Consider the following 13,540-nt stretch of genomic DNA (forward strand, 5'->3'; position numbering starts at 1 on the left):
CCGGGGGTTCATCTTGCCTCCCGTATAAACCCATTCTCCTTGTTCGCGTTTAAAGTCAGAGCGTTCGTGATGCAAACGGTCTTCACCATCTTGATGAAATTTAGCAGCAAATTCGACAGTGCCTGTCTTATCCTCGGTCCCGCCGCCCGTTGTTTCTCTTATGTCCAGGCTGAGCCATTTAACGCTGTTGGCCATGCTTTCCGCCGCTGATCGATTGTAGTCGTCGCGAACTTCTTTCCCGTGGGTCTGTTCAATGTGATCGATATTGCCTTTGACATAGGCAGAATAACGAGACCGCATTAATGCTTCGGCAGTTGGGGCTGGTGTTCCAGCAATAATAGGTTCGCAACAGGCATCAAAGTTGTCATTGGAACCGCACGGGCATTTTATCATATCTGAAGTCTATCTTTTCTATGAGTAAAGCTTCTTCTGAGACTTTAAAATTGGGCCTAAACGCTTCGTCTCACAAGACAAATTCCAGAAAATTCCAGTTGACATATTCGTCGAATACAGCCATCTCTCCTTTTAGCTCTATATTAAGAGATTGATGCGAACATTGATCTTCACATTACGGCAGGTAACGGTTTTGAATACAGTTGGAAAAATCGCAGGCAAAATGAATGCTACGGACCCCATGGTTCGTCGGCGCATTCGCGTGTGTGCTCCCTCCCTGCCGGTCCTTTCTTTAGGCCTACGACTTAGGTGCCCCTGAGTACGGGTTCGTGTCGTCCGATGGACGTCCGCCGATCTCAGGGGAGCGAAAAAAGCATCACACTGAGTTGTAAGGAAAAGGACTAAGACTATGAGCAACGACAACAACCGAATTATAATATTTGATACCACATTGCGCGATGGTGAGCAGTCGCCAGGCGCTTCCATGACCTTGGATGAAAAACTGCGGATTGCAGAAGTCCTCGAAGAAATGGGCGTGGATGTCATCGAAGCGGGCTTTCCAATCGCCTCCGATGGTGACTTTGAAGCCGTCAACGAAATCGCCAAGACTATAAAAAACTCGACAATTTGCGGCTTGGCACGTGCCACCCACATGGATATCGACCGGTGCGCTGAAGCAATTAAACCTGCCGAAAGTGGTCGTATTCACACCTTTATCGCCACCAGCCCGCTGCATATGAAGTATAAGCTGCAGATGGAGCCGGACGCGGTATTGGAAAAGGTGATTGATAGCGTTACTTATGCGCGGAAATTCACCGATAATGTTGAATGGTCGTGCGAGGATGGATCGCGCAGCGATCATGATTTCCTCTGTCGCTGTGTCGAGGCGGCCATTGAGGCTGGGGCCGGGACCATCAATGTTCCTGACACCGTTGGTTATGCGGTGCCTGACGAATTTTCGGCATTAATTTCGATGCTCATGAACAGGGTGCCGAATATCGATAAGGCGATTATTTCGGTTCATTGCCACAATGATTTGGGATTGGCAGTGGCAAATTCTCTGGCAGCGGTTCAAGCCGGTGCCCGGCAAGTCGAATGCACCGTTAATGGACTGGGCGAACGGGCCGGCAATGCGGCGGCGGAAGAAGTCGTCATGGCGTTGAAAACGCGTCACGACCACATGCCTTTTACCACGGACATTAAGACCGAAGGCATTATCAAGGCCTCGCGCTTGGTTTCCACCGTGACGGGCTTCACTGTGCAGCCGAATAAGGCGATCGTCGGGGCTAACGCCTTCGCTCATGAATCGGGCATTCATCAGGATGGCATGCTGAAGAATGCTCAGACTTATGAGATCATGACGCCCGAATCGGTTGGGCTTACGCAGTCAAAATTGGTTATGGGTAAGCATTCAGGCCGTCATGCGTTCAGGGAGAAGCTCAAGGAATTGGGCTATGAACTTGGTGATAATGCGGTTTCTGATGTCTTTAAACGCTTCAAGGACTTGGCCGATAAGAAAAAGGATATCTATGACGAGGATCTGATCGCGTTGGTTGATGATCAGGTTGTTCGGTCCGATGACCGGGTCGCCGTGGAAAGCTTGGAAATTAAGTGCGGCACGGTGCACCGTCCGCCTATGGCCGGGCTAAGCCTGGTTGTGGACGGTGATGTCAAATCATGCGAATCGACCGGTGACGGCCCTGTTGACGCAGCGTTCAACGCGATTAAGGAGTTGTTCCCGCATTCGGCTCGTCTGCAACTGTATCAGGTCCATGCTGTGACCCAAGGAACGGATGCACAAGCTGAAGTTACGGTTCGTCTGGATGAAGACGGTCGCACGGTAAATGGACAAAGTGCGGACACGGATACCATCGTTGCCTCGGTAAAGGCTTACGTGAACGCTTTGAACAAGCTGCTTGAAAAAAGAAAGAAATCTGCCCCCGATGCGCTTTCTGCCTAGCCCCGGGGCGGGGGATTTTCTATAAAGGGTAACAGGTGCCGGAGAATCGTCTCCGGCACCTGTATGAATCCGGTTGCGTCCGGGGGGAATTTTATATCCGAAGGGGAAATTAGGGACAGATGTTTTCCAGACTGTTTGGCTTTTTATCGGCCGACATGGCCATTGATTTGGGAACCGCGAACACGTTGGTGTACGTGAAGGGGCGCGGCATCGTCCTGAACGAGCCATCTGTCGTCGCGATCGTTGAGGTAAAGGGCAAGAAGCAAGTCCTTGCAGTCGGCGAAGAAGCCAAGCAGATGCTGGGCCGAACCCCAGGTAATATCAGCGCCATTCGCCCCCTACGTGACGGTGTTATTGCTGATTTCGAAGTGGCGGAGGAGATGATCAAGTATTTCATCCGCAAGGTTCATAACCGCCGCAGTTTTGCATCCCCCTTTGTGATTGTCTGTGTACCATCTGGTTCCACAGCGGTCGAACGCCGGGCCATTCAAGAATCGGCGGAAAGTGCTGGCGCGCGCCGGGTCTTTTTAATCGAAGAGCCCATGGCGGCGGCAATTGGTGCCGGTTTGCCCGTGACGGAGCCAACGGGCTCCATGGTCGTCGATATTGGCGGTGGCACGACGGAAGTGGCGGTGCTGTCCTTGGGCGGCATTGTTTATTCCCGAAGCGTGCGCGTTGGTGGCGATAAGATGGATGAAGCTATTATTGGCTATATCCGCCGCAATCATAATTTGCTTGTTGGTGAAAGCAGTGCGGAGCGAATTAAAGAGGAAATCGGTTCAGCCTGTCCACCTGAAGATGGCGAAGGCCATACCATGGAAATTAAGGGCCGCGATCTGATGAACGGTGTTCCCAAAGAACTCGTCATTAGCGAACGCCAGATATCAGAAAGCCTGGCCGAACCAGTCGGGGCGATTATTGAGGCCGTTAAGGTCGCGCTGGAACACACGGCACCCGAACTGGCCGCTGACATTGTCGATAAAGGGATCGTGTTGACTGGTGGTGGTGCATTGCTTGGGAATGTCGACTATGTTCTGCGCCATGCAACGGGTTTGCCGGTGTCTATTGCCGATGATCCGTTGTCCTGTGTGGTGCTGGGTACGGGACGAGCGCTTGAGGAAATGAAGCGGTTGAAGAATGTTCTTACGAGTATGTATTAGAAAATCGTTGTAAGCCGTTAAAGTATATTTTAATTATTCGGTGCGACTTTCTTTTGAATTGAATTGAATTTTGCTAGAATACGGCTGAATTCTTTCTGGGTGTTTGGTTCACAAGGGGAATATTTTGCAGGAGCACCCCCGCTCAATCTATCGAATTGTGGCGCCAGCCAAGGGCTTCGTGCACCGTTTCCTCTATATGGGACTGGTGTTGGCAGCGTTCGGCTTGATGCTTTTAGGCAAAGCTGACGCGGTACTTATGGAGCGGGTTCGCGCGCATGTGGCGGACGCGGTTGCTCCCATCCTCGATGCGGCTTCCAGGCCGATGGCCACGGTTTCTAATTTTGTGGATGAAATTCACGCGTTGGCTGCGGTTCGCGAAGCGAATGAGACCCTTCGAATTGAGAACACTCGGCTTCTACAATGGCAGGCCGTTGCCCGAAAATTGGAAGCGGAAAACGCCGCATTGCGCGGACTGTTAAAAGTTTCGCCTGAACCGGCCGCAAAGTTCATTAGCGCACGCGTCATTGGCGATGCCGAACGGGTATTCGTTAAAAGCCTCTTGCTAAATACCGGGTCTATTGAAGGCGTTCGCAAAGGCCAAGCTGTGATTTCTGGCGATGGCCTCGTTGGACGTGTGGTGGATGTGGGGGCCAGATCCTCTCGGGTGCTGCTGTTGCAAGATATCAATTCGCGGATTCCGGTGGTGGTCGCCTCGACACGGGTGCGCGCCATCTTGGCGGGCAAGAACAGACAACCGCCGCGCTTGCTTCGGCTTCCCGCCGGAACTGTCGTCACACCGGGTGATTTGGTAACGACATCTGGGCACGGCGGCGCATTTCCGCCTGGGCTGTCAGTTGGTCGCGTTATCTCAGTAGATGAGACCGGCGTGGTTGTTCAGCCTCATGTGAGGTTTGACCATTTGGAATACGTGCGTGTGGTGGATTACAACTTGGGCAAGGCCCCTCAGCGCTCCACTTCTAAAATGCCCCCTGGCAATACAGGAGGGAAGTCGACTGCTCGGACGACGATACCCGGGAGCGGCTCCAAAATTAAATGAAGCCAGCAATATGGCATAAGCTTGACCTTTGGGCTCGGTGGCTAACGCCATTTGGTTTGACGGTGATTTTGCTTATCGTCGGTGTGGTCCCGTTACACATCCCAGGATTAGGGGTGGTCGTGCCGTGGTTGCCGCTTATGGCGGTCTACCATTGGGCGATCTATCGACCGGAACTTTTGCCCGCTTACGCGGTCTTTATCATCGGCGTTTTGGAAGATATTTTAACCGGCTTGCCGATTGGCGTGAACGCGGTTGTCTTTCTGCTGGTCTATGGCGGCGTCTTATCGCAGCGGCGCTTTTTCGTTGGTAAGTCGTTTTATATTCTTTGGCTGGGCTTTGCCTTGGTTGCGGGTGCAGCGGCAGCGGCCAATTGGGTTCTCGTCTCATTATGGAATGTGACCATGCTGATGCCACATGCGTTGTTTTTTCAATTTTTAACAACTGTGGGGCTTTATCCAATCCTCGCTTGGGTTCTGATGCGGTGGCAGCATACGTTCTTGAGAGAAGAATAACGAAATGCATCGCGACACAGACAGACATAAATTATTTAGCCGCAGGGTCGCCGTATTAGGCGGCGGTAAACTGCTGTTGATGTCGGCGCTGGTTGGTCGAATGTATTATCTGCAGGTGGTCGAATCCGAGCGCTATAAAACCCTGGCCGATGATAACCGGATTAACTACAGACTTCTGGCGCCGCCGCGTGGCCATATCATTGATCGGTTTGGTCGTTCCATGGCGATTAACCAGGAAAACCACCAGGTCGTTTTAAGTTTTGAAGGGGCGAAGGCAACCGATATTCGGGCGACCCTGGAAACTCTTACGGCCATGATACCGCTTTCTGATGGTGACAAACGTCGGGTTCTGCGTGAAATGCGACGTCGCCGCAGCTTTGTCGCAATCACCTTAAAGGAAAACCTAAATTGGGAGGAGGTTGCCCGCATTGAAGTTAATGCGCCAGACCTTCCTGGTGTCGCGATTGATGTTGGGCAAACGCGGTTCTACCCTCATGGCCCCGAGGTCGCGCATGTTCTGGGCTACGTCGCAGCCGTTTCGGAAAAGGAAATTGACGGTGACCCATTGCTGGAACTTCCCGGATTCCGGATTGGCAAATCTGGAATTGAGAAAATACACGACTTAGCGCTTCGCGGTGCGGGTGGCGCATCGCAGGTCGAAGTCGATGCCATCGGCCGAGTTATGCGAGAATTGGAACGCCGCGAAGGTCAAGCTGGTGCCGAAGTTTCCCTGACGATTGATCTAGAACTACAAAAAATGGTGACCCGCCGATTGAAAGATCATAGCGGCGCCGTTGTTGTTATGGACGCCCACAATGGCGATGTGCTGTCGATGGTATCGTCACCCAGTTTTGATCCGAATGCATTCAATACAGGCCTAAGCGTTCAAAATTGGCAGACGCTGATCTCTAATCCTCGGGCACCGTTGACCAATAAAGCCATCGCCGGGCAATACCCCCCCGGATCCACTTTTAAAATGGTTGTCGCCTTGGCAGCCTTGGAACGCGGCATCATCACACCGGCGACCCAGTTCTTCTGCTCCGGGTCGGTGGAATTAGGAGACGCAGAGTTTCACTGTTGGAAAAAGCACGGCCACAGCACGGTCGATTTAATGAAGGGAATTTCTCAATCCTGCGATGTTTATTTTTATGAAATTGCGCGGCGGGTCGGCATCGACCGGATAGCCGCAATGGCACGAAGACTCGGCTTTGGCGGAAGGCTCGGACTGGATTTGCCGGGCGAACAGACCGGACTCATTCCAACGAAGCGGTGGAAGCGCAAGGCAGTGGGTTCCTCTTGGCAGCAAGGAGAAACATTAATCGCCGGTATTGGGCAGGGGTATGTTCTCGCAACGCCGTTACAAATGGCAGTGATGACAGCGCGATTGGTAAACGGCGGATATGCGGTCGTGCCCCACCTGACGCGCTCGGTTAGCACATTGACCGAAACGTCAACAATGGTTCAGGAAGAAATTGCCAGTTTGGGAATTGCGCGGCGCCATTTAAAGGCTGTTAGCGATGCCATGGCTGACGTGGTTAATGGCCCGATGGGCACGGCTCGTAAATCGCAAATTCAACGGTCTGGATTTGAAATGGGCGGAAAGACGGGAACGTCACAAGTCCGTCGCATTACCAAGGCTGAACGGGACACCGGTGTTCGCAAGAACGAAGAACTTCCTTGGGAACAGCGTGATCATTCTTTGTTTGTTGGTTACGCGCCCTTGAACGCGCCGCGCTATGTTGTTGCGGTGGTAATAGAACACGGGGGCGGTGGATCTAAAACAGCTGCCCCTATCGCCCGTGATATTCTTTATGAGGCACAAGTCCGCAATGCAGCCCGGCCAGGAGTGAAGCCGAAGGTGGCTGGATATGGGAGCGAGCCGGCATGATTGGCTTCGAGGCTTACTGATATGGATGGTCTAAATCGGCCCGACCTGAGCTTGCGCCAGAAGCTATTGCAGATGAATTGGATTTTTGTCCTGTTGGTCTGCATAACGGCGTCGGTAGGGTTCGCCATGCTTTATTCTGCTGCTAACGGCAACATTGATCCGTGGGTGTCGCGGCAAATGCTTCGTTTTGGGGCGGGTCTTTTAGTAATGATCGTCGTTGCCCTGACTGATATCCGGCTTTGGCTGAGATACGCCTATGTCTTTTTTGCGGCAATTTTATTGTTGCTGGTGATTGTTGAATTTAAAGGTGAGATCGGAATGGGCGCACAGCGATGGATCCCACTGGGTTTCATTCGCTTGCAGCCATCTGAGTTTATGAAGATCGCGTTGGTTATTGCCCTGGCGCGATATTTTCACGGCTGCAGTATCGACGATGTCGGTCGCATACATTATTTGATACCGCCGATTTTGATGGTCGCCGTACCGTCAGCGTTGGTCTTGCGTCAGCCAGATTTGGGGACGGCCCTAATGTTGGTTTTTGCCAGCACAGTTGTGTTCTTTCTTGCAGGTGTCAGGCTTTGGAAATTTGTCGTAATCTTCATCGGTGGATTGGCCTCGCTGCCTTTCGCCTGGATCTACTATCTGCGTCCGTATCAGAAGGCGCGTATTCTGACCTTCCTTAACCCGGAAAGCGACCCATTGGGTAAGGGCTGGAATATCATCCAGTCCAAGATCGCGCTGGGCTCAGGTGGGGTGTTTGGCAAAGGGTTCCTAAATGGCAGCCAAGCGCACCTGAACTTCTTGCCAGAAAAACAAACCGATTTCATCTTTACCATGCTGGCAGAGGAATTCGGAATGGTCGGCGGTCTTGCGCTGCTAACTTTATATATAATTTTGTTAAGTTACGGGTTTGTTATTTCATACCGCAGCCGCAGCCAGTTTGGACGGCTCATGGGCATGGGCGTAACGGTCACGTTCTTTCTGTATGTTTTTATCAACATCGCCATGGTCATGGGGCTTATTCCCGTCGTTGGCGTGCCGTTGCCCCTGATCTCGTTCGGTGGGTCGCACATGATCGCCTTGTTGTGGGGATTTGGTTTGCTTTTAGGCGTTTTCGTTCACCGAAATATCCTAATCGGTCGCAGAGGCGCCCACGAGGAAGACTAGAGATGCTAAAGGGTGACCTTATCCGTTTCTGCGGGTGCTAAGACGACTGTACTGGACCCGAGCTTTTCTAGGGCCGCTTTAGACTGGGCAAACTTCTCATCTATTTTTGTGTCGTCTTGGTCAGGGTCATGATGGAACAAATAAAGGTTCTTGACGTTAGCCTGATGGGCGGCCTCAACGACCTGGCTCACACAGGAATGCCCCCATCCAACTTTAGTCGGATATTCATCGTCCAAGTAAGTGCAGTCTGTAATTAAGGCGTCAGTGCCTTCGATAAATGCACCCAGCTTTTCAACATAATTTGGATTGTGCTGCGGCGAGTCCGGCAAGAAATATTCATTGTCCGTCACGTAACAGATCGATCGACCGTTGTAGTCAACTCGGTATCCCAAACAATTGCCCGGGTGACTTAACAGAAATGTTTTAACCGAAATTCCGTCGACTTCATATTCTCCTTGAGTAAGATCACGGAAATAAACCCTGGAGCCGAATTCCTTCATCGTAATGGGAAAATAAACATCATCCATTTGCGCGGAAATGAGCTCCCGCATGGAGGTTCCAGCGTGTGACGCACCAAGCACTTCAAATTCATTGCCGGGAATATAAAGCGGCACAAAGAACGGCAGCGCGTTTATGTGATCCCAGTGCGGGTGAGAAATAAATATCTTCGCATTTAATTTCCCACCGCGGGTCGCCAAAAGATGATTAGAGAGTTCCTTAATTCCCGATCCTGCATCGAAAATAAAAAACTCTCCCTTGGAAAACTCGAGCGTCACGCAAGATGTGTTGCCGCCGTATTTATAGGCCCTTGGACCGGGAACAGGTAGCGTTCCCCGAACGCCCCAGAAGGTCATATCAATTTGATCGGAAAATGCGCTGTCGACCTGATTGATATACGTCTCTGGATTGATTGGCTTGGTTATAAAGCCAGCCGCCCCCATTTTCATGGCTTGTCGGCGATCAAATTCGAATGATTTTGATGAGACAATAATAACTTTTGTTTCTGCCAGGTCTTCATCATCGCGGATTTGTTTTAGGATTTGAATGCCGTCTATTTCGGGCATCATGATATCAGTAATTACACAGTCAGGTTTGCTGGCTCTAATTTGTTCCAGGGCGCCACCACTTTGAGTTGATGATAAAATTTCATGCCCGGCTTCGGCAAGAAGTACCGATTGAAGCTCAAGCATCGACTCGTCATCATCAATAATAAATATCTTCATAAGCACGGTTCCTGTTTTCGGACTCTACCGAATTACACCAAGTTGATCTCTTCAATAACGGCACATAAATTAGACGCCATGTTCTCATCCTTAAGAACGACAAAGTCAGGATCAGAGCCTCGACCATGACTTTCGATGTTATGTGACGTGATAAGAACAGTCGATATTGTTTCCTTAGATCTAGAAGACATGTGAGACGCTGCAACAAGAGCGAGGCCGTTTAAATTTACGAGTTCCATTGCCGTTATCAAAATATCAAAATCTTCAGCGAGTAGACGTTCCAAAGCAGTTATACCGTCTTGAACAACCGTAAACTCAATGGGGTATTGTTTCAGTGTACTAAGACATAATTGGGATGTCGTAAGCGATCCGTCAACCAGGAGGCCGCTATATATCTCGGCGAGGTTATCTCGTTTCAGAGAATTCAATTTATCGCCGATATGGGAAAAAAGGGTTTCACCGTCCTGAACAAGTAAAACGTACTCCCGCATCAGGTCGATATGCCGCAGAATTAGATCAGAAACATCACCTGGCGCAGATGAGACATCGAAGTTTTCAGGTTCCAGATAGTCCTCAACTCGATGGCAAATTGCGGTAAGGTCCGGAAATCCGTAAGAACCAGCGCTGCCTTTCAGGCTATGGGCAAGGCGATACAATTCCGGGCTGTTTTCCAGGAATCCATTGCGATTTTCCATCCGTAAGGCAATCTCTTCCATATCATCAATTTTAGCGGGAAGCTCAGTAAGGTATTTTTCCTTAAGCTTCTGAAGTACATTACTTATATCCCCTGTTTTACCTACCACTACGAAGCTCCTTTACTTTTTTAAAGTGCCATAGACGGTATTGATCAAATGAGACGCGATATCATCCAGGGCAATACATGTCTCTGTTGCTCCTTTTTTGACGGCCGCCCCCGGCATGCCAAATATGATTGAAGACTCTTCATCTTGAACGAACGTGTGTCCGTTAGAATTGTATAGTTCTAAGAGACCATCAGCCCCATCGTCTCCCATGCCGGTTAGAATACAGCCAACGGCGCTGGCTCCAAAATTTTGTGCAAGTGATCGCAGGAGGGGGTTTCCCGACGGTCGAAAGCCATTTACCGGTGGACCATCATCTAAGACTATTTTTATTTTGCTCCCGTGTCTGTCAGCCAAGAGATGCTTTCCGTCTGGAGCGAAATAAACGACTCCTTTTTCCGCGATTTCACCATCATTTGCAATTTTAAGCGGGAGGGCACTGATTGGGGTCAGCCAACTGATCATTCCCGGTACGAAACCCTCCGAGATATGTTGGACAATGCAAATAGGTGTCGGGAAATCTTTTGGCAGGGAGGTTAAAATTTTCTGGAGGGCTTGCGGTCCCCCGGTTGACGACGCAATGCCAACAATTTGGCGGGTGACGGAACTTATCCTGGGGGCCTTCGGTTTCCGGACGGGAGGCGTTGGCTTATGGGGCGCCGTTTGACCATACCGTCGCACCAGTTTCACCTCAGACATGGCGCGAACCGTGCGAACGAGCTGTTTGCGTTGGTGCTCAAATTCCGCAGCGAACATATCAACCGGTTTTTCAAGAACCGTAAGGGCGCCGGCCTCTAACCCGTGGAAGCTAATATTGCGTTCCTTATCGTTTACGTGTGAACTGACAACAATAATAGGTGTTGGTGTTTCGACCATGATTTGACGTGTCGCTTCGACACCGTCTAGTTCTGGCATTTCGATATCCATGGTTATCAAATCCGGCTTTAAATCTGCCGTCATCGATACCGCTTCACGACCATTGTTTGCGCGTCCGATGACTTCCATATCAGATTCTGCGCTCAAAATAGTTTTAAGCGCTTCTGCCACCACATGGGAATCATCAACAATTAGTATTCTAATCATGTCACCTACTTTATAGGGAATGCCAACGCGAGGCAGTGCCCCCGTTGCACCCCTTGCGTAAATAGTCTCTAAATAAGTTGATTAACGACATCAAGTAAAATTCGGGTTTCGAATTCACCCTTCACGATATAGGCATCCGCACCCACGTCTAAGCCCCTTTGCTTGTCTTCATCATTTGCCAGAGAAGTCACGATTATCACCGGAATTTCGCCATACGACTCGCTGGTTTTAATTTTGTCCGTGAGCTCAAATCCATCCATGATCGGCATTTGCACGTCACTTACAACAAGGTCAAAGTCGCTTTCTGCCAGGGCCTCCCAGCCTTCCAGACCATTTACACGCACAGAAACGTCGTAGCCGCTCGCTTCCAGAATATTTTTGACCAATGTTCGGGTGGTCAAGGAATCATCTACGACTAAGACGGAAGGTCGGGACTCTCCTGCCTCTCCATCAGCTGAATCTATATCTACCCGCAACGATGCACTAACCTGAGAAACCGCAGTCATAAGATCGCCTGGGTTTAGGACAATCACCACGCCGCCGCTTAATATGGTTCCTCCTGATACGTTGCGGACAGAGTTCAAGGGTTCGCGCAGGGGGCGAACGACCATTTCCCGGCGGGCAATTATTTCGTCAACAACCAGTGCAGCCCGTCGCCACCCAGACGCTATGATCACCGCGGGTAGCTGATTCGGCGCTTGTGCAGATATTTGTTCAATCCCTAACAGACCCGAAAGGTACCGCACGGGAACAGGATTGCCATCCAGCAAGAGAGCTTGGCTGGCTTCAACATCCACCATTTCCTCGGTTGTAAGATCAACGACCCGATCAACGGCACCGACTGGAATAGCGAAAATTTGCCCCCCAGATCGGATAATTAGACCATTTTCGGTAGCGAGTGTAAGCGGGACTTGGAGCGTAAAAGTAGATCCCACGCCATCCTCACTATCGACAAACACCGAGCCCTTAAGGGCGTTTAAGTTTGTTCGAACCACGTCCATGCCGACGCCCCGTCCAGAAACGTCCGTGATGATATCCTTGGTCGAAAAGCCCGGATGGAATATCAGATCGAGAATTTCGGCCTTCTGCAAATCATTGGCCTCAGCTTCGGAAATAATCTTTTTCTCAATCGCCTTTTGTCTAACTCTTTCGATATTGACTCCGGCACCATCGTCTTTGACGGTAATTTGAATGCGGCTGCCGACGAGTTGAAACTCGACATTGATTTCACCGACCTCCGGCTTGCCGGCCGCTTTTCGGATGGTCGGTTCTTCAACTCCATGATCAATCGCGTTCCGAATAATATGAACCAGCGGGTCGTTCAGCATTTCAAGAACAACCCGGTCCATTTCTGTGTCCTCTCCGCTTGCGTTAAAGGACACTTTTTTATTCATTTGGCGGGCAATATCTCTGACAGATCGAACCAAGGGACGGGTTAGACCAGCAGCCGGAACCAAACGTAAATTTCGAGTTTCATACATCAGCGAAGAAAGAACCACGCCAAGATTTCGGGCGCGGGCGCGCATGTTCTTATAAATTTTTTCCGTTCCTTCACGGACATCTTCAAATGGCAAGCTGCCTAATTCGAGGCCACTACCTGGTATCCCAGTCGGCGCAAATGCCGCAATATCAATATCTTGAGCCATTGCATGAAGTTTCTTAAGTTCATCCACGAAATCATCAATTTCAATTTTTGCAGATTGAAGTTCTTCAACGATGGCCTCAATTTGGTCGAGTTTTTCAATCGCCACCCGGATTGACTCGCCGCCTTTAGTTGCGGCAGATTTTTTCTCTGGTGCTGATTTCTCTGGTGCTTGCTGCACAGCTGTCTTTTCTTCAGGGGCACTCACTTTTGGCTCAGGCTCAGGCTCAGGTTTGGGCTCTAGCTTTGGCTCTGGCTCAGTACTGGCTTCAGTAGATGCTTCAGTGGGGGGTTCTTCTTGTTCTGCAGATTTAGCAGGGGGTGCTATTGGTGCATCTCCGTCGGAAGCTGTTTCCAGTCGGGTTATCAAATCTTCAATATCAAAATTGAGATCGTTTTCTTCTTCAAAGGATTCCATTGCTTGTTTGATGCGATCAACGGCTTCGAGGCAAAGGTCGGTAACATCCGATGTGACAGGGGCGGTGCCATCCTTTAGGGCAAGAAATAAGGTTTCGGCACAATGTGAGATGCGACCAACTTCCGAAATGCCGATGCTGCGTGCTCCACCCTTGATATTGTGGGCTGACCGCATTGCCACTGTCCGTCGTCATATAAATTGGAACAATCACCGGCCTGATCTAAAGGAGGATCTGGC

11 protein-coding genes are annotated in these 13,540 nt (G+C 50.4%); 6 read left to right on the forward strand and 5 right to left on the reverse strand.

The window, feature by feature from the left end; genetic code table 11:
• Positions 1 to 393, reverse strand: a 393-nt coding sequence (locus HOM51_08130) for a hypothetical protein (protein ID MBT5034474.1), incomplete at its 3' end; no start/stop codon positions are given.
• A 409-nt stretch (positions 394 to 802) separates the two neighbouring features.
• Here HOM51_08130 and HOM51_08135 point away from each other — a divergent pair.
• The 6 genes from HOM51_08135 to rodA all read left to right on the forward strand — a co-directional run bounded on the left by HOM51_08135 (position 803) and on the right by rodA (position 8,137).
• A complete protein-coding gene (locus HOM51_08135) occupies positions 803 to 2,353 on the forward strand; it encodes a 2-isopropylmalate synthase (GenBank protein ID MBT5034475.1) in 1,551 nt (516 codons plus the stop codon).
• A gap of 119 nt (positions 2,354 to 2,472) precedes the next feature.
• Complete coding sequence (locus tag HOM51_08140) at positions 2,473 to 3,513, forward strand: rod shape-determining protein (GenBank protein MBT5034476.1); 1,041 nt, start codon at positions 2,473 to 2,475, stop codon at positions 3,511 to 3,513.
• 196 nt (positions 3,514 to 3,709) lie between these two features.
• Positions 3,710 to 4,570: a rod shape-determining protein MreC gene (mreC, locus tag HOM51_08145; protein MBT5034477.1), complete on the forward strand. Its 861-nt coding sequence runs from the start codon at positions 3,710 to 3,712 to the stop codon at positions 4,568 to 4,570.
• Entirely contained in the window at positions 4,567 to 5,082 is a 516-nt protein-coding gene (gene mreD, locus HOM51_08150) for a rod shape-determining protein MreD (protein ID MBT5034478.1), read from the forward strand. The genes mreC and mreD overlap by 4 nt, the downstream gene beginning before the upstream one ends.
• Positions 5,083 to 5,086: 4 nt before the next feature.
• Positions 5,087 to 6,970 carry a penicillin-binding protein 2 gene (gene mrdA, locus HOM51_08155; GenBank protein ID MBT5034479.1) on the forward strand — a complete coding sequence of 628 codons (1,884 nt, stop codon included), beginning with the start codon at positions 5,087 to 5,089 and terminating at the stop codon, positions 6,968 to 6,970.
• Between the two features lie 21 nt (positions 6,971 to 6,991).
• The gene (rodA, locus tag HOM51_08160; protein MBT5034480.1) at positions 6,992 to 8,137 is read left to right on the forward strand and encodes a rod shape-determining protein RodA; all 1,146 of its coding nucleotides are present in this window, start codon (positions 6,992 to 6,994) and stop codon (positions 8,135 to 8,137) included.
• A 5-nt stretch (positions 8,138 to 8,142) separates the two neighbouring features.
• Here the strand turns inward: rodA and HOM51_08165 are convergent, their stop codons facing one another.
• The 4 genes from HOM51_08165 to HOM51_08180 all read right to left on the reverse strand — a co-directional run bounded on the left by HOM51_08165 (position 8,143) and on the right by HOM51_08180 (position 13,477).
• Positions 8,143 to 9,360, reverse strand: a complete 1,218-nt coding sequence (locus tag HOM51_08165; GenBank protein ID MBT5034481.1) for a response regulator — start codon at positions 9,358 to 9,360, stop codon at positions 8,143 to 8,145.
• A 32-nt stretch (positions 9,361 to 9,392) separates the two neighbouring features.
• Entirely contained in the window at positions 9,393 to 10,163 is a 771-nt protein-coding gene (locus HOM51_08170; protein MBT5034482.1) for a hypothetical protein, read from the reverse strand.
• 12 nt (positions 10,164 to 10,175) lie between these two features.
• Positions 10,176 to 11,243: a chemotaxis-specific protein-glutamate methyltransferase CheB gene (gene cheB / locus HOM51_08175; GenBank protein MBT5034483.1), complete on the reverse strand. Its 1,068-nt coding sequence runs from the start codon at positions 11,241 to 11,243 to the stop codon at positions 10,176 to 10,178.
• Positions 11,244 to 11,311: 68 nt separating this feature from the next.
• Positions 11,312 to 13,477, reverse strand: a complete 2,166-nt coding sequence (locus HOM51_08180) for a hybrid sensor histidine kinase/response regulator (protein MBT5034484.1) — start codon at positions 13,475 to 13,477, stop codon at positions 11,312 to 11,314.
• Positions 13,478 to 13,540 lie beyond the last annotated feature (63 nt).

The organism is Rhodospirillaceae bacterium (assembly GCA_018660465.1).
GTDB lineage: Bacteria > Pseudomonadota > Alphaproteobacteria > Rhodospirillales > JABJKH01 > JABJKH01.